The organism is Leucothrix pacifica (genome assembly GCF_003172875.1).
GTDB classification, from domain to species: domain Bacteria; phylum Pseudomonadota; class Gammaproteobacteria; order Thiotrichales; family Thiotrichaceae; genus Leucothrix; species Leucothrix pacifica.
This window is the reverse complement of record NZ_QGKM01000003.1, coordinates 50,810-74,884: the sequence shown is the minus strand read 5'-3', so window position 1 is coordinate 74,884 and position 24,075 is coordinate 50,810. Positions and strand designations below refer to the sequence as shown.

Sequence of the window (24,075 nt, the reverse complement as noted above, 5' to 3'; positions counted from 1 at the left end):
GCACTATTAATGGTTGGATTTTCGCGATAGTGGGTCGGTGATAAAACCACCCTTCGGAAATTTTGCAGACTCCATCATGTCAAGATAATGCTTTGCTTTCAGCTGAGGTAGAGTAGACAAATTACACAGCGAAATAGCACCTATAATTAAAATGATAAGCCATGCCACTTCATTGCCATCTGATGCGTCACTAATTGCTAAGCCACCGATGAGTTTCATTCATCGATTGACTTGGTATTTTCTGCTGCTGATGGTATTCCTGATCCCATGGGGGGAAGGCTTATACGATGGTCTTGCGCGATTTGTGGCCATGCCTACGCTAGGGCTCACACTCCTGATGGTTGTTCTTGAAGGCTCTCACCGAAACTTCTCAGCGTTTAACCTCTTCGCTTTACTATTAGCAGTCTGGTACCTGATAGGTATTTGGTGGACACCCGACCTGGACTGGGGATTGGAGATACTCAAGACGTATATCATGTTGATCATGATGTCGTTTATGTTTACTTATTTAATCAATCATGAGTACAAATTCCGACGTATCTACCAGTCCTATGTGCTGGGAACCGTTACTGCTACAGGCATCATATTTAACAACTTCCTGAATGGCGTAACAGGACCTTATTATAATCGTTATACGGTTGAACATATCGAAACCGATAACATGGCTATTATTCTCGCACTGGGTATCCCGATGGCGGTTTGGCTGTACACGCAATGGGAAAATAAGTTTGCCAAATTAATCAATGTGGCTTTTATCCCAATCATTTTTTACGGGATTTTTTTGACAGGTACCAGAACAGGTCTGGTAACTGGCCTGATTGGTATCATGTATCTGGCGTTTACCCAGCGTAAAGCATCATTCAATCTGAAAATGGCTTATTTTGGTGGAGTAATCTGTCTAGCGGTCGCCGTTGTAAGTCTGGCACCTAAAGCCTCTGTTGAGCGGATATTCTCCATAGGCAAGGCCGTGTCTTCGGGAGATCTGAATTACCGCGAGGTTATCTGGCAACATAGTTTTAGTGCATGGGCGGACAATCCCATATTAGGCAACGGGACTGGCTCTCTGGGTAATGTTCTGAACTCCTATCATGTTGAATTTAAGTGGGCACACAACGCTTACATTCAAATGCTCACAGAAAATGGTTTGATTGGTTTAGTGATCTATCTTTTGATGTTGGCTAGCTTGGTGTACTACGCCATGAAGTGTCGTATTGAAACGAAGTTTTTCTTACTGACTCTTTGGGTCACAATCGCAGTGTCTCAGCTCACGCTCCACTCGCAGAATTTAAAAGAAATCTGGTTTGTCTGGTCAATTATCGCTGTACACGGATATTACTACTCCCACAAAGACGCCCGTGTGAAACAGGCATACTCCCAAGGTTATTAGAAATCACTCATGTTATTTAAAAATAGTAGTATTTATGTGCTGGCTAAAGCCATACCAGGACTGATGGCCTTTACTGCGCTGGCGGTATACACACATCTGCTGACCCCTCAAGAGTACGGTATTTACACGCTGATATTTTCAGCAGCGTTATTCCTTCATAGTGCAATCTTTAATTGGTTGCCAGTGGGTATGATGCGCTTTTGGCCTGGTGGTACGTATTCTGATGAAGCCTTCATTTCAACATTGGGCATGCTGTACATTCGACTGTCTATTCCTGTAGTGATTATTGCTGTATTGGCGATACTGATACTGGGCGAGGATTATGTTTGGCCGATTATGACAGGTGTATTGTTGCTGGCCGGTTTCGCCATATTGATGATTGGACAGCAACTGCAATCAGCACAGATGTTACCTAATCGCTACGCTGTGATGACGATTAGTTACTCTGTATTGGCATTGAGTCTTGGTGCATTATTGGCTTACTTTGGGTTCGGCCCGATTGGTGTTGTGGTGGGTGTTGCTAGTGGTATGTTAATTCCTGCCATTATTATTAGTGCCAAAAGCTGGACCTTGTTTGATCGATCTCTATATACGCCAGAACTTACCCAAAAGCTTTTGATGTATGGAATGCCGTTAGCGGCATCATTCTTCCTTGATGAAATTGCGAATCTATCCGACCGTTATATGTTGGCTTGGTTAGTTGATGAGGCTGAAGCAGGTAAATACGCTGTTGGCTATGATCTTGCTGGTAATTCCATCATGATGGTGATGAATGCTATCAACCTTGCTGCTTATCCCATGATTGTGAAATTACTCGATCAGAAGGGTAAGGAAGCAGCTTTAGAATATTTTAATACCTATGTCATCTTGTTGCTTGGAATCTCTATTCCGGCAGTCATGGGGCTATCTTTAGTGGGGCCGGGGTTGGTTGATCTTATGATTGGTGAAGAATACCGCGAGTCCGTTATTTTAGTCTTACCGTGGGTAGCGAGTGCTTTGTTCTTTATGGGGCTCGGTGCCTTTTATTTTCATCTGCCATTTCAGTTAGGTAACAAAAACTTTGGCATATTTCGCATAGCGGCAATCACGGCGGTTATTAATCTGGGTTTAAACTTTTTGTTGATTCCTCGTATGGGAATGCACGGTGCTGCAATCTCGACGCTTTTGTCTTTTATGCTCAGTAGTATTCTGGGGTATTTCTGGGGACGTAAAGTGTTTCCAATTCCATTTCCAACGCGTGAGATTAGCAAAATAATCATCGCCACACTGTTTATGGGGGGATGCCTCTGGTTTCTTAAAGACTTAAGGGGATGGCATTGGTTGGTAGTGCAGTTAGGTGTTGGTTTGGCGAGTTATGGCTTAGCAAGTTACCTGCTTAACATTGGTGGTGTTAAGCAGGTCATTGCAACCCGCTATGCCTGATAGCGGCTCTGCAGGTAATCAAACATAGCGAATAAGCCCATTGCTTCTCCACCGAGTGGACGCCCGGGACGGTCCCGTATATTGAATGCCATTAAATCGATGTGTGCCCAATCGATATCATCATCAACAAATTCATTGAGATAGAGAGCAGCGGTGATAGCGCCACCGTAGCCACCGGCTGAATTGACCATGTCAGCAACATTGCTTTTCAGATCACTAAAATATGGATGGTGTAATGGCATTGGCCAAATCAGTTCCTCACTTTGAATGGATTGATCATGTATTTCTCGTGCCAGCACATCATCATTACTAAACAATGCCGGAACTTCCGTACCGAGTGCGACCCGGGCGGCACCGGTTAGGGTGGCAAAGTCGATGATTAGATCTGGCGCAGACTCACAGGCTAGTGTCAGCGCGTCACACAATACCAATCGTCCTTCCGCATCGGTGTTGTCGATCTCTACTGTTTTACCACCACGAGTCGTAATAACATCCCCTGGTCTGAATGCATCGCCGGATATGGCATTATCAACGGCTGGAATAAGTACTTCTAAACTTACGGGTAGCTGGAACGACATAATGAGTTTTGCTAAACCCAACACATGCGCGGCGCCACCCATATCTTTCTTCATTTGGCGCATGAAGTTGGAGCCTTTGATATCCAGACCGCCCGTATCAAAACAAACCCCTTTCCCAACCAAGGTGAGTTTAGGGTCTTCACTGTCACCCCATTTTAGGGATAGTAATCGTGGGGCATGGTCACTGGCACGACCTACAGCATGAATGGTTGGAAAGTTCTCATTTAACAAATCATCGCCGATGATTTCACTAAATTCTGCATGATACTCGCTGGCTAATGTCTCTAGTTCCTGAGACAAGTGCTCCGGCATCATGTGATTTGCCGGTAAATTGATCAGATCCCTCACCGTGCTGAGTGAGTCATAGAAAGCCATGACCGTGGTTTTTAATTCCGCGGGAAGGAACAGCAAAGGACTAGTTTTGTCATTGCTAATAAATTGATCGAACTTATAGCTACCCAGGCCCCAACCGATTAATGCCTGAGTTTGTTCTGCTTCTGTCCAGTTGCTTTGTAGCTGGTATTTGTTTTCAGGTAGTTTAGAAGGCAGGCTGGCGATAGCCCAACGTCTCTCGCCTTTTTCTGCAACACCTACTAGCACTTCACTCAGTTCACCATTTTCATTACTGATCAGGCAAGTCTCATTTTCCTTAGCCGTGAAATCACTTTGCTGTATCCAATTGGCCACAGCCGGCCGGGAGTGCTCTATTAGAGAGTCCAGTTGGCTTTTAGCAACCGGTGTTAGTGGAATATACGAATGTTTGAGGTCACTGGAATAAGGCATGGTGTGTACTCGTTATTAGAGGTTAATGGCTTGCGGTTTTGCGTACAGTGCTTGTTGTATTTCCTGATATTCAGGGTGGCTCTTATCGATCACGCCGAGCCTTAACAATAAATCAATATTGACCAGATTGCAGTTGTCTTTGAACCGCTCTGTATGCTCAACAATGTCTGCCATCTTGCTGAGCGGGATTAGCTCGAAAGATTCCACTTCTCCATCGGTATTGCGTGGGGTAAAAGTCTCATCCAGCCACAGGTCGTAGACAAAGATGCCATCATTATTAAGGCCGCGATGTGTCGCTGTGCAGTAATGAATTTCACCTTCATAGCTTGCTGATTGAGCGACGTGTTTAGGGATGTCCGCTTCTTCTTCCGCCTCCTTGACTAAGTTGTCGATTAGGCTGATGCCTTCTGGTTGTCCACCAGCAACCATCTGGTCCAACATGCCTGGCCAGAATGGTTTGGACTTGGAGCGAACCGCCACCCAGACATGAACACCATCTTGTTTACGCACCAGTCCGTTCATGTGAATGCCATATCCACGCACACCTAAAAAAGCCACTGCTGCACGTTCTATGAGCATTTGGCTCTCACCCTGAAATTCTGTACTTATGCTGTATTGCTCGCCAACCCATGAGTCAATAACACCTTGTTCATAAAGGGCACTCACCACAGTGTTCACTGCTTTGGTACGAAGTAAGGGTGTGTTGAGGTCCGGGCTTAAATAAAGCCCGGCACTGTCTGCAGTAAATACCTCTGGCCATTTGATGAGATGCGAGACGTGATCTTTATGCGTCAGGCCAAAACAGATATCCCCAATATAGAAAGGTAGAAACTCATCTCTGGGAAACTGATTACAGCGTTTGATGTGACTCATGTAAGACATTACTGCATCTCCGACTTTGACACGTAGAGCAATACTTTATCCAGCCAGCGTGTTGGTAGTATGCGTTTGAGGAAACCAAATAAATACGTCGGGAATGTGACGTAGTAGTGGGCTTTTGGCTTTTTACTTTCGAGCGCGTGAATTACTTTTTGCAAGACCGCATCAGCCGGAAGTGTGAAAGGCGCGCTTGGTCCAACTTTCTCCATGCGTTTTATTTGCCCACGATACTTTTTAGCATGCACACTATTGTCAAGATCAACATTGGCTTTGAGGGCAGCTAAAGCATTTTTACGAAAATCACTGGTTACCGGGCCAGGCTCAATCAGACACACATCAACATTACTGGCATTTAGCTCTAGTCGCAGCGTATCTGCCATGCCCTCAATAGCGTATTTACTAGCATTATACGCACCACGATAAGGCAGCGAGATAAGTCCAAGTACGGAGCTGTTAAAGATTATGCGGGCAGCATCTTGTCTGCGAAGTAATGGAATCAATAAATTGTTGAGCTCCATCCAGCCAAAGAAATTGGTCGCAAATTGTTTCTCAAGAGTCTCACGGCTGAGGTCTTCAACCGCGCCGGGTTGCCCATAAGCACCATTGTGAAATACCGCGTACAATTCGCCTTCACAGCGCTCATGCACTTGTTCGACCAATGTCTGTATGCTCTTGGAGTCACTGACTTCCAGATATAATGCCTCGAGTCCTTCTGACGCTAATTTTTCCAGATCCTCTGGTTTTCTGGCGGTTGCCAAGACTCTATATCCACGATCTTTAAGACCATGTGCTACGCAGTGGCCAATTCCGCTGGAACAGCCTGTAATTAGTATGTTTTTCATGCGGATTATCGTAACAGAAAGCGATTTGCAAAATCAGTAAATTCTATTGCGGTAATGAAAGGCAGGTAGGGCGGGGATTAGGTTAAAAGAAAACACTTGCAGTCGTTTGGGACAACTGCAAGTGTTAGAAAAACTGACGTTAGTATGCACCTCTGCCATGAAAGATCACGGTCAGTGTTTTGAGCATTAATAAAATATCAGTATGCATTTTCCAATTTTCGATATAGTAGCAATCCAGACTAACGCGCTCGCGATAAGTCGTATCATTACGACCACTCACTTGCCAAAGACCAGTCATACCAGGTCGTGCTGAAATATACTTATTAGTGAGCGCGCCGTAGCGGTCAAGCTCATCAGCCACAACCGGGCGAGGGCCAACCAGACTCATATCACCACGTAGTACATTAAATAGCTGCGGTAATTCATCCAGACTCGTTTTACGTATGAAGCTACCAATACGGGTAATGCGGGGGTCATCCCGTAATTTGAAGTCTTTATCCCATTCAGCACGTGCTGCAGGGTTGCTAGCGAGAAACTCTTCCAGGTGCCTTTGTGAGTCCATAATCATACTTCTGAACTTGAGGCACTTGAATGACTTGCCGCCGTAACCAATGCGTTCTTGTGCATATAAACTAGAACCACCGTCGCGGTGAATCAGAAATGCAATGACGATTAGCAGCGGTGAGAATAAAATTATTAGTAAAACCGAACCAATGATGTCCATTGCACGCTTGAGGGCATTACTACCAAGGTCTAAATTGGAGCTCTTCCATTGAGCCGACACCTTTTCCATTGTCTATCCTCGTAGATAGTTATAATTTGTGAAGTCGAATAACGTTGTTTCGCTATTGATAATTCACAGACTATAAATTTGGAACGGGTTTACTATCAGACGGTACTGAAAACCACTTCGGTGGTAAGTTGCTTATTTTTGTTGCTGAAAAATAAAGCGTTTTTCGGTTTGTCGGTAAACGTATTGGGGTGTGTAATTAGTGCTTAGTGATTGATTGCAGGGCCTTGAAAGTCTATGCTTTGGGCCAATATTTGCTGAGATAGCATTTGCGTAAATTTTAAAGGGTGAAGCATGCCAATATATGAGTATCAATGTGCGGAGTGTGAGCACGTCGAAGAAGTAATCCAAAAGATCAGCGATGAGCCGTTAACCGTGTGCCCGTCCTGCGGGAAACCGGCTTTACAAAAGAAAGTGACAGCAGCGGGATTCCGCCTGAGCGGTGGTGGCTGGTATGAAACCGACTTTAAAAGCGGTAACAAAAAGAACTTAACAGATGGAGGAGGGAGCTCGGGAAGTGCTTCGAGCTCCTCTGATTCTAAATAGCTTATTGATAGTCTAAGCGATCCAGTAGGTGCTGATGTGTGGTTTGCAGATTACAGGCTAACACGCTTGTTGTATCTAACGTCAGCACCTCACCAGATAGATCCGTAAAGCAACCACCGGCTTCATTTACAATCACAGAAAGGGCGGCGATATCCAGTATATTAACGTCTGACTCGATGATGGTATCGATCTTACCGCTTGCCAGCAGGTGATAATGATAGAAGTCTCCATAGCCTCGAATACGGTGAACTTCCTGTACCAGCTCACCGACCGTTTGCCATTGTGGCTTACCGGCTATTGTGGCGATATTACCTAATGACAGTGTGGATTTGCTGATATCAGCAATATCACTTACCTGAATCTTCTCACCATTTAACCATGCACCTTGGCCTTTTTCGGCATAGGCCATTTCGTTAAAACCGGGCGAATTAGACACACCCACGATCAACTCACCTTTATGCATCAACGCAATTTGGGTTGAGAAAAACGGATAGCCACGTACAAAGCTTTTTGTGCCATCAATCGGGTCGATTAGCCAATTGTAGTCGGCATCTTCATTGACTTTGCCGGTTTCTTCACCAAAAAAGCCATGGTCAGGAAAGGCATCCAGAATAATCTTTTTAATGGTTTCTTCAGTTTCAACGTCGGCAATGGTCACCGGGCTAAGATCAGGTTTTATTTCTACATCAAACTCACCATCGTAGTATTTGTTGATTACGAGTTGAGCCGCTTTGGCTGCTTCGATGGCTGTTTTCAGAAAGGGTGACATGCTAATATTCCTCGGATAAATTAGGCTGCAGTATTATACTCAAAATCATAGTGGATGCCCGACCTATCTGTTGTCTTTGCGATGTAAACATCATCAATCGGGTAATTTTAATCAACGAGATAAATTCATGAAATTTCTGTCTAAATTAGCAATACTATTGCTACCTGTTTCTGTGGCAACCGCGGTTCCAATTCATGGACCCCACCAGCACGGCACATTAGCCGTTGCGGTCACCAAGGAAAATTCTTTTCTGACATTCAAAATGGTCATTCCGTCTCAGGATATTTTAGGCTTTGAAGGATCGCCCAAACTGCCGTCACAAAAAAAGACGCTGAATGATCAATACGCAAAGTTATATCAGGAAAACGGTATTCCAAAGTTGTTTCAGTTTGAACCGGCAAATGCTTGTTTCCCATACAGTTCAAACATGGAGTCAGACATGCTGACTTATCATGAGCATGATGATGCAACGGTAAAAAGTGAAGGCGTCGACGATACGCATAAGGTTGGCGATGAAAAGGGCCACAGTGATTTTGAGCTGACCTATGTGTTTGAATGTGATCCGGTAGAGCGTGTACAAATCACGTTTCATAAAGTCTTCCCTAGTATTAGGAAGGTCGATTTCTATGGTAAAGGTGAATTAAAGGGTGAGGTTCTGTTGTCAATAGATGCAAGCAAAGCTATTGTGTCTGGCGAAGACCTTAAGTAATTGATAACTTGGCCGCTTTGAACAGTCAGGAATTAATCGATAGCTTTTTGGATGCACTCTGGTCGGAGCGTGGCTTGAGTCAAAATACGCTTGCAGCTTATGGTCGCGACCTCAAAGCTTGGTCTGATTGGTTAAGCAGTGAAGGCTCATCTGATTTATTAACGGCTGATGCTACAGACTTACAGCAGTATCTGGCTTATCGGGGTAAGCAAGGCGCTAAGAACAGTAGCATGGCACGGGTGTTATCAAGTTTGCGCCGGTTTTACCGTTATCAGCATCGGCAGGGGCGTATTTCAGAAGACCCGTCCGCGTTGATCGATGCGCCGCGTATTGGCCGCTCCTTACCAGGTTCTTTATCAGAAGCGCAGGTGGATGACTTGTTGGAAGCACCGGATACGGAGCATATGCTGGGCTTGCGTGATCGTGCAATGCTAGAGCTGCTGTATGCCACGGGGTTACGTGTGACTGAGTTGATTTCTCTGGAACTGTCGCAAATCAATCTACAGATGGGTGTGGTGCGAGTGTTTGGTAAAGGCAGTAAAGAACGCTTGGTTCCCATCGGAGATGTTGCGGTGGAGTGGGTGACTGACTATCTTAATACAGCAAGACCTGAATTAATGAGGGGGCAGGGCGTTTGTAATGCCGCTTTTGTCACTCGCCGTGGGGCAGGTATGACACGTCAGGCCTTCTGGTATTTGATAAAACGGTATGCCGCAGACGCTGGAATTACCCAGAAGTTGTCCCCACATACACTAAGGCACGCTTTTGCAACACATTTATTGAACCATGGGGCAGATTTACGGGTCTTACAAATGCTATTAGGTCACAGTGATCTATCAACAACCCAGATCTATACTCATATCGCACAGGCACGTTTGCAGGAAGTCCATCAGCAGCACCACCCACGAGGTTGAGTTTCTGATGCGTCCATTCAGCTTGCTGACAGCGTACTGTATTTAACGTAATACAAAAACTATGGTAATAAAACAGACAATGATTAGAAAAACATTAAGAGCGGCTGCCTTAGGGTTGTGCGTATTAGCAGCTGGCGCTGTAAGTGCTGCAGAGTCCGGTACTTCTGCAGATGTTGAAGCAACCACCAAGACGCTTAATGACATACTGGTAAAGACCTTTCGTACACCACCGGATTCTATTTCTGAAAGTCAGATTGCAGGTTTATATCAGGTTATGTATGGGACGCAAGTGGTGTACCTGAGTTCTGATGGTAAGTACTTTATTAGTGGTGACTTGCTGGATGTACAGACCCGTGAAAACTATTCTGAAGTTGCTCAGCGTTCGGTTCGTAAGAAAATGATGGATGACACTGACACGACGGTGGTTTCATTTAAAGCCAAGGACGAGAAGCATGTGCTTCGTGTCTTCACTGATATTGACTGTGGTTACTGTGCTAAATTGCATCGTGAAATGGATGATATTAACGCTAAAGGAATTACCGTTGAATATCTGGCATTTCCTCGCGCAGGTGTAGGTTCGCCTTCTTATGACAAGATCGTCAGTGTTTGGTGTGCGGATGATCAGCAAAATGCGATGACAATGTCAAAAGAACGCAAGCCTATCGAAGCTAAGAAGTGTGAGAATCCGGTGAGGCAACAATACGAGCTTGGGCAGGCAATGGGCGTAAACGGAACACCAGCATTGTTAACTGAATCAGGTCAATTGATTCCGGGGTATATGCCAGCGGATCGTTTAGCGGCGATGCTAGATGCAGACAAACCAAAAACAGTATTTAACCAGTAAGTATAAATCGGCTTTTAATTTTTCTAAGGCTTAGATATACTTCTTCTAATTGGTGATACCTGATACAGGAGAGAGTCAGCGCATTGCTTAGCTGGCCGCCGAAGACGCAAATCCGCCCGGAAACGCTCAGGCAAAAAGACTGTACAAGGTACTAACTCTGGAGAATGGCGCTAAAAGGCGCCTACCGAAGGGCTTAACTCGTGACAAATCACGGGGAATATCTCAGGTATCAGGACAGAGGGGCGGCAGATGGATAAAACCATCTGCCGCCTTTTTTTATGGAGACTGATATATGCCAAACCGTACCGCGTTATATGATCATCACCTCGCTGCAGGTGCAAAAATCGTTGATTTTGCAGGCTGGGAAATGCCAATTCACTATGGTTCTCAAGTCCAGGAGCATCACCAAGTCAGAACCGCAGCAGGCATGTTTGATGTGTCACACATGGTGGTGGTTGACCTGCATGGCACTCAAACCAAAGCCTTCTTGCAAAAACTGCTGGCGAATGATGTCGCAAAACTTCAAAAGACCGGTAAGGCACTCTACAGTGCCATGTTGGCAGAAGATGGCGGCGTGATTGATGACCTGATTGCTTACTATCTCAATGATGACTTCTACCGTCTGGTTGTGAATGCCGGTACGCGGGATAAAGATCTGGCGTGGCTGGAAAAACAGATGACGGACTTCGACATCGTAATGACAGTGCGTGATGATTTATCAATGATTGCAGTTCAGGGACCGACTGCCATGCAGGCTGTACAAAGTGTGCTATCAGATGAAGACCGGACTAAAGTTGCTGACTTGGGAGTGTTTTATGGAGTACAAGTCAGTGAGCTGTTTGTTGCGCGTACCGGTTATACCGGTGAAGCTGGCTATGAAATAATGCTACCAAACGAGCGTATCGGTGATTTTTGGAATCAGCTGCTCGCGGTTGATGTTGCGCCGATTGGTCTGGGTGCCCGCGATACATTGCGTTTAGAGGCGGGGATGAACCTTTATGGTTCTGATATGGATGAGTCCACCTCACCATTGGTTTCAGGGATGGGTTGGACGATTGCCTGGGAGCCTGAGGATCGCGACTTTATTGGTCGTAAAGCAATTCAAACAGAAAAGTCCCGAGGTGTCTCTCAAAAATTAGTGGGCTTAGTACTACTGGACAAAGGCGTACTGCGCGGACATCAAAAAGTCTATTGTGAAGCGGGTGAGGGCGAAATCACCAGTGGAACCTTCTCACCGACGCTATCCAAATCAATCGCTTTAGCACGAGTGCCAGCTTCAATCGGTGAGCAATGTGAAGTTGAAATTCGTGGCAAGCGCTTGACAGCAAAAGTCGTCAAACCTGTATTCGTTCGAAACGGGCAATCCCAGTTAGATTAATACAAAAGTAACTCTTATGGTGGCTGTGCACAGCTACCTAACTTTACCTTATGGAGACACACAATGAGTAATTTACCAGCAGACCTGAAGTACACCTCATCTCACGAATGGGTTCGCACAAACAGCGATGGCACACTAACCGTCGGTATTACTGACCATGCTCAGGAGCTATTGGGCGATTTGGTATTTGTTGAGCTACCAGAAGAAGGCGCAGTCTTATCAGCAGGCGAGCAATGTACTGTTGTTGAATCGGTAAAAGCGGCATCAGATGTTTACGTTCCGGTTGATGGCGAAATTATTGCGATTAACGCAGATCTTGAAGGTGAGCCTGAGTTGGTGAATAGCGATCCATTTGACGCAGGTTGGTTATTCCGTATGCAACCTTCTGACGCAAGTCAGCTTGAAAAATTGTTCGATGCAGATGCATACCTTGCCTCTCTGGATGACTAATACCCCCTGTTATAAAAGGTAAACTATGAAGAACTCAGCGCCACACTCGTTGCATACACTTGAACAGCATGATGACTTTATTGTTCGTCACAATGGCCCCGGAGAAGCAGATGTGCAGACTATGTTATCTGCGATTGGTCTGGAATCATTGGATGAATTAGTTCAAAAAACTGTTCCTGAAAATATTTTGCTGGATGAGCCGTTGGCGCTGGAAAGTGCCTGTAGTGAACAAGATGCTTTGTCACGCCTGAAAGAGATGGCGGCTGATAATACAGTCGCGACTTCTTACATCGGTATGGGTTATTACGACACCGTTGTGCCGCCTGTTATTCTTCGAAACGTGCTGGAAAATCCGGGTTGGTACACCGCATACACCCCATATCAGCCTGAGATATCGCAGGGGCGTCTGGAAGCACTGCTGAACTATCAGCAAATGGTGACAGATTTGACGGGGATGGATATTGCTAATGCATCATTGTTGGATGAGGCAACCGCAGCTGCTGAAGCGATGGCACTGTGTAAGCGTTCAAATCGTCTCAAGACTAATGCCTTCTTTGTGGACAATGCGGTGCATCCACAAACGCTGGATGTACTCAAAACACGCGCACATTACTTTGGTTACGAGTTGATAATTGGTGATGCTGCCAGTGAGATGAAAAACCACGAAGTGTTCGGGGTGTTGGTACAGTATCCGGGAACAACGGGTGATGTATGCGATATCGAACCACTGATTGAGCAGGCACATGAGCAAAAAGCGTTGGTCTGTGTAGCGACCGATTTGATGAGCTTATTGCTGCTGAAAGCGCCCGGAGAAATGGGAGCTGATGTGGTACTAGGTTCAGCTCAGCGCTTCGGTGTGCCCATGGGGTTTGGTGGACCCCATGCCGCATTCTTCGCGGTACGTGATAAGTTTAAACGCACCATGCCGGGTCGGTTAATCGGTGTATCGGTTGATAATAAAGGCGATACCGCGTTGCGCATGGCATTGCAGACGCGTGAACAACATATTCGCCGTGACAAAGCGACATCAAATATCTGTACTGCTCAGGCATTACTGGCGAATATGGCAAGTTTTTATGCGGTGTATCACGGGCCGGTCCGACTCAAGCAGATCGCACAGCGTATTAACCGAATGACGAGTGTGGTCGCAACCGCGCTTAAGCAGAAAGGTGTTGAGCTGCTCAATGATACTTGGTTTGATACCTTGACGTTAAAGCTGGGTGAGCAGCGCAATGAGATTTACCAATCTGCCCTGGCTTCTGGCATCAATCTTCGTTTGCTGGATGATGATAAAGTAGGCTTGAGTTTCGATGAGCGCAAGACCCGTGCGGATCTGATACTACTCTTGGAGGTGTTGTTGGGTGAAGATCATAGCGTCGATATTGAAGCGCTGGATTCTGAGTGTGTCGCTGAGGGTATCACTGGTATTCCTGCAGCTTATGTGCGTGATACTGACTACCTGACGCATGAGGTGTTCAATAGTTATCACTCTGAAACCGAAATGCTACGCTATCTCAAACGTCTGGAGAATAAAGACTTTTCATTGACGCATGGCATGATTCCATTGGGCTCTTGCACTATGAAGCTGAATGCAACCAGTGAAATGTTGCCGGTTACATGGCCGGAGTTCGCTGACATCCATCCTTTTGCACCGAAAGATCAAACCGTTGGTTATCGCCGGATGATTGCTGAGTTGGAAGCGTATTTGGTGGAGGTTACCGGTTACGATGAAATCTCTATGCAGCCAAATTCTGGTGCTCAGGGTGAGTATGCTGGTTTGGTCGCTATTAGCCGCTATCATGAAAGCCGGGGCGAAGGGCATCGTAATGTATGCCTGATTCCCAGTTCTGCACATGGTACGAATCCTGCGTCAGCAGCGATGGTTAGTCTGAAAGTGGTTATCGTCGAGTGCGATGAGAACGGTAATGTTGATATTGAAGACTTCCGCGCAAAGGCTGAACTACACGCAGATAATTTATCAAGCGTTATGATTACTTATCCATCGACCCACGGCGTTTTTGAGGAAGCGGTGGTTGAGCTATGTGAAATCACGCATCAATATGGTGGCCAGGTTTACATGGATGGCGCCAATATGAACGCGCAGGTTGGGCTGTGCAAGCCAGGTAAGTTTGGTTCTGATGTGTCACACTTGAATCTGCACAAAACTTTCTGTATTCCGCATGGTGGCGGTGGTCCTGGTATGGGGCCGATTGGGGTCAAATCGCACCTCGCACCTTTCTTATCAAGCCATGTTGTGAGTCCGGTTGATGACAAGGTTGAAGGAAATAGTGCGGTGTCTGCTGCTCCTTATGGCAGTGCTGCCATACTGCCAATCTCCTGGGTTTATATTAAACAAATGGGTGCTGAGGGTATGAAGCGGGCGACTGAATTAGCGATTTTGAATGCTAATTATATGAAGCAGCGATTATCTGACCATTACCCAGTGCTTTTCCAAGGTGCAAACGGCTGTGTTGCTCATGAATGTATTATTGATATTCGTCCTTTGAAAGCATCATCGGGCATTAGCGAGGAAGACATTGCTAAGCGCCTGATGGATTATGGTTTCCACGCACCAACGATGTCGTTCCCGGTTGCAGGAACACTAATGATTGAGCCCACAGAGTCAGAGTCTCTTGCGGAGCTGGATCGCTTCTGTGATGCGATGATTGAGATTAAACAAGAGATCTTAAAAGTCGAGTCCGGAGAGTGGCCGGCTGATGATAATCCTCTGGTTAATGCACCGCATACCTTAAAGGATTTAACGAGTCAATGGGACCATCCTTACACACAAGTTCAGGCGGTATTTCCAAAAGGTATATTGCATGGCAGCAAATACTGGCCTACTGTTAGCCGGGTAGATAATGTATTCGGTGACAGAAATTTGGTGTGTGCGTGTCCAAGCATTGATTCCTATCGCTGATAAGATACAAACCATATGAAATAGGTTACTGATGGCAGGTACTGAAAACCTGGGATGGAAACGACTGGTCAATGCATTTAAGTTTTCAATGCAAGGCCTTAAGGCGACTTACCGTGGCGAAGAAGCATTTCGTCAGGAAGTCGCTGTTTTGTTGTTGGCTGTTCCGTTAGCGCTTTGGTTAGGTGAGACTGCGGTCGAAATAAGCTTATTGATTGGCAGTGTACTATTGGTACTGGTCGTTGAATTGCTAAACTCAGCGGTGGAGGCTGTCGTCGATCGCTTTGGTGGTGAGATTCATGAGTTATCAGGGCGTGCAAAAGATATGGGGTCTGCTGCAGTATTATTGATTTCGATCAATGCAGCGATGGTCTGGTTACTGATATTGTTCAGCTGAGCATTTACCGGTCTTAAGGCTTCTTCATTTAGGAATTAAATGCTCAATATAATTCCTGCCCAAAAACGTTATATATGTGGCGCATGTCGCGAGATAGTAGAGACGCCCCTAAACGTTCTGTTGTATTCTAGCGACCCTAAAATACTCACCCGTTGAGTGAAAAGATAGGGTGATGTATGTGGATTGGATTAAATTTAAATTGAGGTAATGGCATGGCTCATAGTAGTGCTGGCTCTGTTGAGCAATATAACTATGACATTGTAAAAAAGTTCGCGATTGCATCCCTGATCTGGGGTATTGCAGGAATGTTCACTGGGGTCTGGCTTGCATCTGAGCTCGCGTGGCCGTTTTTGAATTTTGATATCGCACAAATCACTTTTGGTCGCTTACGTCCGGTTCATACCAGTGGCGTCATCTTTGGCTTTGGTGGTAACGCACTTTTTGCAACGTCTTTCTATGTTGTACAACGCACCTGTCAGGCGCGTCTGGCGGGTAGTAGAAACGCACACTACTTTATGTTCTACGGGTGGAACGGTGCCTTGATCATTGCCGGTATCGGTTACATGATGGGTATTACCCAGGCACGTGAATACGCAGAACCTGAGTGGTACGTTGACATCATGATTACCTTGGTGTGGCTCGTTTACTTCTGGGTATTCGTGACAACTATCACACGTCGTAATCAGCCACATATCTATGTAGCAAACTGGTTCTACATGGCGTTTATCCTCGCGACAGCCATCCTGCATATCTTTAATAACCTTGCCGTGCCAGTCAGCTTTACCGGTGCTAAGTCATACAGCTTGTTTGCTGGTGCGCAAGATGCAATGACGCAGTGGTGGTATGGCCACAACGCGGTGGGTTTTTTCCTGACAGCGGCTTTCCTTGGAATGATGTACTACTTTGTTCCTAAGCAAGCAGGGCGTCCGGTTTATTCTTATCGCTTGTCGATTGTTCACTTTTGGGCGCTAGGCTTTATGTACATGTGGGTGGGAACGCATCACCTTCACTGGACAGCCATTCCTGACTGGACATCATCACTGGCAGCCGTGTTCTCGATTCTGTTGTTGATGCCATCATGGGGTGGAATGATCAACGGTATTATGACGCTGTCCGGTGCGTGGGATAAGTTACGTACTGATCCGATTATGATGTTCATGATTACCGCATTATCGTTCTATGGTATGTCAACCTTCGAAGGTCCGATGATGGCATTGAAGGAAGTAAACGCCTTATCACATTACACTGACTGGACGGTTGGACACGTACACTCCGGTGCATTGGGCTGGGTCGCGTTGATTACTATTGGCTCGTTCTATCACATGATTCCAAAACTATGGAATACCGAGCTGTACAGTATGCGTCTGGTTAAACTGCATTTCTTCGTAGCGACACTGGGTATCATCTTGTACATCACTGCGATGTGGTCGTCAGGTATCGGTCAAGGCATGATGTTGCGTGAGTTTGATGAGTATGGAAACCTGGCGAATACCTTTATTTCGACAGTAACTTTCATGCACGCACCATTGGTCGCACGTGCAATTGGTGGCATGTTCTTCGTAAGTGGAATGTTGCTGATGGCCTTCAACATCTATATGACGATTCGTAATGCGAAGCGGGAGCCTGCGGTTGGTTCAGTTGCGCAAACGGTTAATGCATAAAAGATCAGGGAAAGCTGGAAATTATTCATGAAATTGAAACACGAAATTTTTGAAACAAATATTGGCTTGCTGATCATCTTTACTATGATCGCGATTAGTATTGGTGGTTTGGTTGAAATCACACCGCTGTTCTATATCAACGACACAGTTGAAGATGTCCGTCGTGCTGATGGCACTCAAGCGGTCAGACCTTACACGCCGCTGGAACAGCGTGGACGCGACATTTACACCCGTGAAGGTTGTTACAACTGTCACTCACAGATGATTCGTCCGTTCCGTGATGAAGCATTGCGCTATGGTCACTATTCATTAGCAGCGGAGTCTCAGTATGACCATCCGTTCCAGTGGGGTTCTAAGCGAACCGGACCCGACTTGGCGCGTGTTGGTGGTAAGTACTCGGACACATGGCACGTGAAGCATCTGGTTAGGCCAAAGTCTGTGGTACCTGAGTCAATTATGCCGAACTACCCTTGGTTGCTCGAAAACGATCTGGATTACTCAGACATTCAGGCACGTATGGAAGCACTCAAGAAAGTAGGGGTTCCTTACTCGCTGACTCAGGAAGAATATGATTCTAATGTAAAGCAATTTGGTAAAGCAGTTGCTGACAAGTTGGACATTACTCGTGCCGATGAAAATCTGGTTTCTGAAGCTCAGGATAATAACCGTGATGGTATTCCTTCACGCATTACTGAGATGGATGCACTAGTCGCTTATCTGCAAATGTTGGGCACGCTCATTGACTTCAAGGCTCACGATGAGCATGAGTTTATTAAGGCGCGATAGCAGCATTAGCAATGTGCTTGTGGAGTTTTTGAGATGACTGAAATTTGGATGTGGTTAACCGATTTGGGAAACAGCAAAATTTTAGCCTTGCTGATTTTCTTCCCATTGTTTGTCGGCATGCTCCTATACGTTTATACCGGCAAACAACGTAGCGAAAGACTGGAATCGTATAAGAATATTCCACTTGATGACGAACCAAACGATATTGCCCAAAAAGGTGGTAAATAAGATGATAGAGAAAGACCCTATTACCGGTGTTGAAACGACAGGTCACGTTTGGGACGACAATATTCAGGAGTTCCATAATCCGCTACCGCGTTGGTGGCTATGGACCTTTTATGCAACGGTCGTCTTCGCAATAATTTATTGGGTGATTTATCCGTCCTGGCCGGTGGGTAGCACCTTCATTAAGGGTATCAACACCATTACGTATCAAACGGATGCGGGTGAAGAAGTCACATCACACTGGAATACGCGTGCTTTGCTGGCGCGTGATATGCAGACGGGTAAAAGTGCGATGGCACAAAAAGCCTACCTCAACGAAATCGCTGCGACCAGCTATGACGATATCGCGAAGGATGCAGACAAATTAGCGTTTGTTGAGTCTTACGGTAATGGTGTGTTTGGTGAGTATTGTGCGGCTTGTCACCAAAGTGGTGCCGGCGGTGTTGTTGGTGAGTACCCCAACCTGATTGATGACGATTGGTTGTGGGGTGGCGCTCCGCACGAAATCGAGACGACATTGAAAATTGGTCGTATTGGTTTTATGCCAGCTTACGAAGAAACATTCAATGACGCGCAGCTAACACAGGTTGCCAACTATGTATTGAGTATGTCTGGTGAGAAAAGCGATCCGGCACTGGCAGCGGCTGGTGAAGAGATTTTCCACGGTCAAACCGGTGGTTGTCACTACTGCCATACTAATGAAGGTACTGGACTTAAGTCTCAGGGTGCTGCGAATTTGACAGACAAGATTTGGACCATTGCTGATGTACGTGGTGCTGAAACAGATGAACAACGTCTGGAACGTGTCAAGTCGGTGATTCACAACGGTGTTAACCGGGTTATGCCGGCGTGGAGCTCTCGTTTGAGTGATACAGAAATAAAGGTTCTGACCGCTTACTTATTAAATAAGCGAGCTGGCGGCCAGTAAGTCATACAACTAGTCTGTCACTGGTATCCTGCCAGTGACAGCGCACAATGGTGATTGAGATGAACGAAGCACCTTTGCAATTCGTTGAATATCAGAAAATCATTGAACCACGCTCTGTCAAAGGGCGCTTCCGTAATATTAAAACCATCATTCTAGTCTTGGCATATCTGGTTTACTTCCTGTTGCCTTGGCTGCCGTGGTCTCGTGAAGTTGGTCCTAATCAGACGATAGTGTTTGATTTGGCCACGCATAAATATTATCTGTTTAATCTGGTCTTCCATCCGCAAGATATATTGACGCTGGCAGCGTTGCTATTCTTAGCCGCTGTATTTTTATTTTTTATTACTACCATTGCTGGTCGGATTTTTTGTGGATTCTTTTGCTTTCAAACGCTTTGGACAGATGCATTTCGTCTAATTGAACAGAAAATTCAGGGCACAAGAGTGACTCGTTTGCGCCTCAAAAAGCAGCCGTGGTCGAGTAAAGAAAAATTATTGAAAGTTGGTTCCACACATGCCTTGTGGTTACTGTTGGCTTTTTGGAGTGGTCTGACGTTCACGCTGTACTGGGCCGAAGCACGTACGCTAATTGTTGAGTTCTTTACAGGGCAAGCTCCTTTTGCAGCCTATCTGACAACACTGATTATCACTGTGACCACCTATCTTGCAGCGGGTGTGATCAAAGATGCCGTGTGTGTTCATATCTGTCCTTACTCACGTTTTCAGAGTGCGATGTTTGATGAGAATACAGCGATTGTTTCTTATGATGAGCGCCGCGGTGAAGCAGAAGCTGGAAGAGCCAAGCCTGTCAAAGCAATGAAGTCACTGCAGCAGCGTCATGAGGCTGGGATTGGTGATTGCGTTGATTGTAATTACTGTGTGCAAGTGTGCCCGATGGGGATCGACATTCGTGATGGCTTGCAGATTGCCTGCATTCATTGCGGCTTATGTGTGGATGCTTGTGACACCATTATGGATAAGCAGGGTTGGCCACGTGGACTGATTCGCTACACTTCTGAAAATGCTTTGGAAGGCAAAAAGACCAGTCGATTTGGCGTACGGACTGTCGGATATGGTTTAGCAACACTGGCGGCAGCTGCAGTACTGATTTGGAGTGTCGTGGCTACTCAAAATCTCACTGTTGATGTATCACAGGTGAGAAACCCACTGTTTGTGGTGTTATCTGACGGCTCCGTGCAAAACAGCTATCGTTTTAAGTTTTATAACAAAACGATGAAGCCGGCTGATTTTAATCTAACTGTTGAAGGAATCCCTGAAGCAACCGTAGATATCGGTAAACTGGAGAATGTCCATCTTGAAGCCGGAAGAGGCTTGAGAATGTTCATTCGCGTGCGACAAGCGCCTAGTGTTAACGGTGCAGAAAAAAATCGTGCAATACGTTTTAAATTAACACCCATATCGGGTGAGTTTGAGAGTCCTGTGTACGTGGATTCTCAGTTTATTATTCCCTGATTAGGTTGGCGGAAAATGGCTAATATTCATATTCTGATAACGATGGGCTGTGGTATCGCAGCGGCGTTTTTGTTGTTCTTCTTTTTTCACTTAGGGCTTAAGTGGAGTGGGCGTAAGTCAGCAACGCTTACAGTGCTGATCGTATGGTTGGTATATATCCCGCTGTCCTACCTATATTGGCCTGGCATCGATGTATTTGCCATTCACTTTGCTTTCTTCAGCATGACGGCTTATGGCTTGGGAATTGTGACCTATTCACGTGAGGTTCGTCGCGACGAAGCACAGAAAAAGGGTGGTTGGTTCCACTGGGTGCCTGCATCGATTGTTTGTTTCTTTTTGGTATTAACCATCGTAGATTCCAATATCATTGCAATTGCAATGAAATATGCCCCGGGTGTGGTAGCGCATGACTTTCGGCAAAAAGAGAATCAGTTTAACGAATACTTGCAGCGTTTAGAGGTGCAAAAGCAACGTGGCTGGGTTGTTGATGGTGGCTGGGATAAAACACCTGAATTAAACAAAGCGGAGCCGTTTGAGATCACCGTAACGGATAAAGATGGTGTGTTGCTTGCTGATGCCGATGTTGAAGCAAGTTATCTCAGCACTGCAGATCCGCGTCAGGATAAGAAACAAGTGACTTTACTTGAAAAGTCGCCTGGTGTTTATGCGACTGAGGCCACACTTAATGTACCAGGTCAGTGGACGATTGTTGTCACCATTAAACGGGGTAATGATGTGCACGAGATTAAAGGCAATATCGATATTGCACTCACATCAGCGGATAGCTAATGGCTGAACCAACAGCATTGGTTGGGCCTGACCAATGTTATCACTGTGGATTACCGCTCGATGGTGCAGCGTTTAGTGTCATTATTGATGATGCCGCGCGTCCCATGTGTTGCTTGGGGTGCAAGGCAGTAGCACAGGCAATCGTAGACAATGGTCTGGATGATTTCTATCGATACCGGACAGAGTTGTCACCAAAGGGTGATGCTGTTGTTCCCGATCAGCTCCAACAATTCACCGCCTATGACAATGAGAGCATTCAGCAATCGTTTGTTCGTGATGGCAGTGATAATGTGTCTGAAGCATCACTGATTATTGAAGGTATTGTGTGTGCGGCCTGTGTCTGGCTGATAGAGCACCAATGTCAGCAAATACCCGGTGTCTTTTCAATACAAGTGAATCTAACCACGCATCGTGCGACGGTGAAGTGGGATAAACAATTAGTTCCACTTAGTCACATTCTTGCCACGATCAATGGGATTGGTTATCAGGCTTATCCTTTTGATTCAGGGCGTCTTCAAAATCTCCATGACGAGGAACGTAAGCGCTCGCTCCGCCGCATAGCCATCGCAGGTATTGGAATGATGCAGGTGATGATGTCAGCGCTTGCACTCTACATTGGCGCTGATGAAATGGGGGATGCTGCTCGCCAAATGCTGCGCTGGGCTGGGCTTATTATCACGACACCGGTGGTCATCTTCGCATCTAGCGTTTTTTTCAAATCAGCATGGCGTGAGTTAAAACGAAAACGATTAGGCATGGACGTACCAGTGAGCTTAGCCATTATTGCTACGTTCTCAGCAAGTGTATGGGCTACCATCACTGACACAGGCGAAGTTTATTTTGACTCTGTGACGATGTTCACCTTCTTTTTGTTGTTGGGCAGGTATTTAGAAATGGCTGCGCGTCACCGTGCAGGTAAGGTAGCGGATGAATTAGTTCGCCTTTTACCTGCGACGACGACCAGAATTAATCCTGATAACAGCAGAAGTGTGGTGAGTGTCTCAGAGTTACAAACTGAAGATATTGTATTGATAAAGCCGGGTGAAACAGTGCCTGCGGATGGGCTTGTTTTGCAGGGCGAAAGTAGCGTTAATGAAGCCATGTTAACGGGAGAAAGCATGCCAGTGCTTAAGGCTCGGGATGATGTGTTAAGTGGTGGTACGGTCAATATCGATAGCCCGTTACAAATGCAGGTCAATGCGGTGGGTGAAAGTACAGTGCTTTCATCGATCATCCGATTGCTGGATCGCGCACAATTGGAAAAACCGGCGATTGCTAAACTGGCAGATTCTGTAGCAGCTTGGTTTGTGTTGGGTATCTTGGTTCTGGCTACCCTCGTGTATTCTGTGTGGTCTCTTTATGATCCGGAGAAAGCTTTCTGGATAACAATTTCAGTGCTGGTTGTTACTTGCCCTTGTGCTCTGTCATTGGCTACGCCGGTTGCCCTCACCACTTCAACCAGTAGTTTAACCAGAATGGGCATGCTAACGACGCGCGGACATACCTTAGAGAGCCTGTCTAAAGTCACAGATATTGTTTTTGACAAGACAGGTACGCTGACGACAGGGCAATTAGTGCTTAAGCGTCAGAAAGCCTTTTTGGACGGTGCAGGAATTACTAGCCCTCAGCAATTATTAGACTTAGCAGCTGGTTTAGAGGCGTCTTCCGAGCATCCGGTTGGTCGGGCAATATTCAATGCTAGTGATTCTCCTTTGCGGGTTGAGAACTCCCGAAGTGTTCCGGGTTACGGCGTAGAGGGACGGTATCAGGGAAGTGATTTTAGAATTGGTACCTCCAAATTTATTACGGAATGGTTAGGTGATGAGTTAATTGATAAGCAATGGGGGGGCTTGAACTCCAAGACACTTCAGCACTCACTTTCTGATAGTTCTGATAGTTCTGATAGTTCTGATTTGGCGATTCCGAATGTTGTTTATCTTGCTTCAAAAAAACAAATTCTGGCAGTTTATGAGCTGCAAGATCAGTTAAGAGCTGGCGCAGAAGGCTGTATTCATTATTTGCGGGAACAAGGCTATCAAACCACAATATTAAGTGGCGACCGTCATGACGTTGTAGAAGGGTTGGCTAATCAGTTACATGTCGATAATTTCGCGGCTGAGAGACTACCGAATGAAAAGTTGGCATTCCTAAAGCAGTTACAATCACAAGGTTCTGTCGTGTTGATGGTTGGAGATGGGGTAAATGATGCACCTGTGCTGGCGGGAGCTGAGGTGTCAGTGGCTATGGGTGAAGGTAGCCAGTTAGCGCAAGTAACTGCCGACATGGTCCTAATGTCCAATAACCTTACTGTCCTGCCACAAGTCACTGCAATGGCTGGTAAAACCCGTAATATCATCCGGCAGAATTTGTCTTGGGCGCTAGGGTATAACCTATTGGCACTGCCTTTGGCTGCCTTTGGGGTGCTTGCTCCCTGGATGGCCGCTATTGGAATGTCATTTAGCTCTTTGTTGGTCGTACTGAATGCACTAAGACTGAAGCGTGAAGTGTAAAGGCAAACAAGACGTACCTTTTTGTCAGAGGGCTGTTTTATTCACAGCGTGTACTAAACCTTGAACTCAATCTTAAACATCCCTAAGTATGCTCGGTCT

General features: G+C 45.9%; 22 protein-coding genes and 2 riboswitches. Of the genes, 17 read left to right on the top strand and 5 right to left on the bottom strand.

From position 1 onward, the window contains the following. The first annotated feature begins 151 nt into the window (after window positions 1–151). Together DKW60_RS01350 and DKW60_RS01345 are read left to right on the top strand one after the other, a co-directional pair. Window positions 152–1,387 (top strand): O-antigen ligase family protein, encoded by a 1,236-nt coding sequence (locus tag DKW60_RS01350; protein ID WP_109835867.1) that lies wholly within the window; start codon window positions 152–154, stop codon window positions 1,385–1,387. 9 nt (window positions 1,388–1,396) lie between these two features. Next, on the top strand, window positions 1,397–2,809 hold the full coding sequence (locus tag DKW60_RS01345) for a lipopolysaccharide biosynthesis protein (RefSeq protein WP_109835866.1): 1,413 nt from the start codon (window positions 1,397–1,399) through the stop codon (window positions 2,807–2,809). On the opposite strand, the gene DKW60_RS01340 is transcribed toward DKW60_RS01345, so the two are convergent. The 4 genes from DKW60_RS01340 to DKW60_RS01325 form a co-directional block, all read right to left on the bottom strand. Beyond that, window positions 2,800–4,170, bottom strand: a complete 1,371-nt coding sequence (locus DKW60_RS01340; protein ID WP_109835865.1) for a leucyl aminopeptidase family protein — start codon at window positions 4,168–4,170, stop codon at window positions 2,800–2,802. The genes DKW60_RS01345 and DKW60_RS01340 overlap by 10 nt on opposite strands. 15 nt (window positions 4,171–4,185) lie before the next feature. After that, a complete protein-coding gene (locus tag DKW60_RS01335; protein WP_109835864.1) occupies window positions 4,186–5,052 on the bottom strand; it encodes a DUF4743 domain-containing protein in 867 nt (288 codons plus the stop codon). Beyond that, window positions 5,052–5,891: an SDR family NAD(P)-dependent oxidoreductase gene (locus DKW60_RS01330; protein ID WP_109835863.1), complete on the bottom strand. Its 840-nt coding sequence runs from the start codon at window positions 5,889–5,891 to the stop codon at window positions 5,052–5,054. Before DKW60_RS01330 ends, DKW60_RS01335 begins: the two co-directional genes overlap by 1 nt. A 139-nt stretch (window positions 5,892–6,030) precedes the next feature. Beyond that, window positions 6,031–6,684 carry a sugar transferase gene (locus DKW60_RS01325; protein ID WP_109835862.1) on the bottom strand — a complete coding sequence of 218 codons (654 nt, stop codon included), beginning with the start codon at window positions 6,682–6,684 and terminating at the stop codon, window positions 6,031–6,033. Between the two features lie 291 nt (window positions 6,685–6,975). On the opposite strand from DKW60_RS01325, the gene DKW60_RS01320 reads away from it, so the two are divergent. Next, entirely contained in the window at window positions 6,976–7,227 is a 252-nt protein-coding gene (locus tag DKW60_RS01320) for an FmdB family zinc ribbon protein (protein ID WP_109835861.1), read from the top strand. A gap of 1 nt (window position 7,228) precedes the next feature. Here the strand turns inward: DKW60_RS01320 and DKW60_RS01315 are convergent, their stop codons facing one another. Next, on the bottom strand, window positions 7,229–7,996 hold the full coding sequence (locus DKW60_RS01315) for an inositol monophosphatase family protein (protein WP_109835860.1): 768 nt from the start codon (window positions 7,994–7,996) through the stop codon (window positions 7,229–7,231). A gap of 127 nt (window positions 7,997–8,123) precedes the next feature. Between DKW60_RS01315 and DKW60_RS01310 the strand changes: the two genes are divergently transcribed. From DKW60_RS01310 to DKW60_RS01245, 14 genes are all read left to right on the top strand, one after another. Continuing rightward, window positions 8,124–8,705, top strand: coding sequence for a ZrgA family zinc uptake protein (locus tag DKW60_RS01310; protein WP_109835859.1), 582 nt, complete (start codon window positions 8,124–8,126; stop codon window positions 8,703–8,705). A gap of 17 nt (window positions 8,706–8,722) precedes the next feature. Next, window positions 8,723–9,619 carry a site-specific tyrosine recombinase XerD gene (xerD, locus tag DKW60_RS01305; protein WP_109835917.1) on the top strand — a complete coding sequence of 299 codons (897 nt, stop codon included), beginning with the start codon at window positions 8,723–8,725 and terminating at the stop codon, window positions 9,617–9,619. A gap of 79 nt (window positions 9,620–9,698) precedes the next feature. Continuing rightward, a complete protein-coding gene (locus DKW60_RS01300; RefSeq protein ID WP_181389544.1) occupies window positions 9,699–10,463 on the top strand; it encodes a DsbC family protein in 765 nt (254 codons plus the stop codon). Window positions 10,464–10,518: 55 nt separating this feature from the next. After that, window positions 10,519–10,615: riboswitch (glycine riboswitch) on the top strand. A gap of 3 nt (window positions 10,616–10,618) precedes the next feature. Further along, window positions 10,619–10,703: riboswitch (glycine riboswitch) on the top strand. A 52-nt stretch (window positions 10,704–10,755) separates the two neighbouring features. Then, complete coding sequence (gene gcvT, locus DKW60_RS01295; RefSeq protein ID WP_109835857.1) at window positions 10,756–11,841, top strand: glycine cleavage system aminomethyltransferase GcvT; 1,086 nt, start codon at window positions 10,756–10,758, stop codon at window positions 11,839–11,841. A gap of 63 nt (window positions 11,842–11,904) precedes the next feature. Next, window positions 11,905–12,291, top strand: coding sequence for a glycine cleavage system protein GcvH (gcvH, locus tag DKW60_RS01290; RefSeq protein WP_109835856.1), 387 nt, complete (start codon window positions 11,905–11,907; stop codon window positions 12,289–12,291). A 25-nt stretch (window positions 12,292–12,316) separates the two neighbouring features. Next, window positions 12,317–15,211 (top strand): aminomethyl-transferring glycine dehydrogenase, encoded by a 2,895-nt coding sequence (gene gcvP, locus DKW60_RS01285; RefSeq protein WP_109835855.1) that lies wholly within the window; start codon window positions 12,317–12,319, stop codon window positions 15,209–15,211. Window positions 15,212–15,242: 31 nt separating this feature from the next. Beyond that, window positions 15,243–15,605, top strand: coding sequence for a diacylglycerol kinase (locus tag DKW60_RS01280; protein WP_109835854.1), 363 nt, complete (start codon window positions 15,243–15,245; stop codon window positions 15,603–15,605). A gap of 212 nt (window positions 15,606–15,817) precedes the next feature. Beyond that, window positions 15,818–17,266: a cytochrome-c oxidase, cbb3-type subunit I gene (gene ccoN / locus DKW60_RS01275; protein WP_109835853.1), complete on the top strand. Its 1,449-nt coding sequence runs from the start codon at window positions 15,818–15,820 to the stop codon at window positions 17,264–17,266. 27 nt (window positions 17,267–17,293) lie between these two features. Continuing rightward, window positions 17,294–18,052: a cytochrome-c oxidase, cbb3-type subunit II gene (gene ccoO / locus DKW60_RS01270; RefSeq protein WP_219988597.1), complete on the top strand. Its 759-nt coding sequence runs from the start codon at window positions 17,294–17,296 to the stop codon at window positions 18,050–18,052. Between the two features lie 33 nt (window positions 18,053–18,085). Further along, window positions 18,086–18,280, top strand: a complete 195-nt coding sequence (locus DKW60_RS01265) for a cbb3-type cytochrome c oxidase subunit 3 (protein ID WP_109835852.1) — start codon at window positions 18,086–18,088, stop codon at window positions 18,278–18,280. 1 nt (window position 18,281) lies between these two features. Then, window positions 18,282–19,205, top strand: coding sequence for a cytochrome-c oxidase, cbb3-type subunit III (gene ccoP / locus DKW60_RS01260; protein WP_109835851.1), 924 nt, complete (start codon window positions 18,282–18,284; stop codon window positions 19,203–19,205). A gap of 59 nt (window positions 19,206–19,264) precedes the next feature. Further along, entirely contained in the window at window positions 19,265–20,677 is a 1,413-nt protein-coding gene (gene ccoG / locus DKW60_RS01255; protein ID WP_109835915.1) for a cytochrome c oxidase accessory protein CcoG, read from the top strand. Window positions 20,678–20,692: 15 nt separating this feature from the next. Further along, entirely contained in the window at window positions 20,693–21,466 is a 774-nt protein-coding gene (locus tag DKW60_RS01250) for a FixH family protein (RefSeq protein ID WP_109835850.1), read from the top strand. Then, window positions 21,466–23,976, top strand: a complete 2,511-nt coding sequence (locus DKW60_RS01245; RefSeq protein ID WP_109835849.1) for a heavy metal translocating P-type ATPase — start codon at window positions 21,466–21,468, stop codon at window positions 23,974–23,976. The genes DKW60_RS01250 and DKW60_RS01245 overlap by 1 nt, the downstream gene beginning before the upstream one ends. Window positions 23,977–24,075 lie beyond the last annotated feature (99 nt).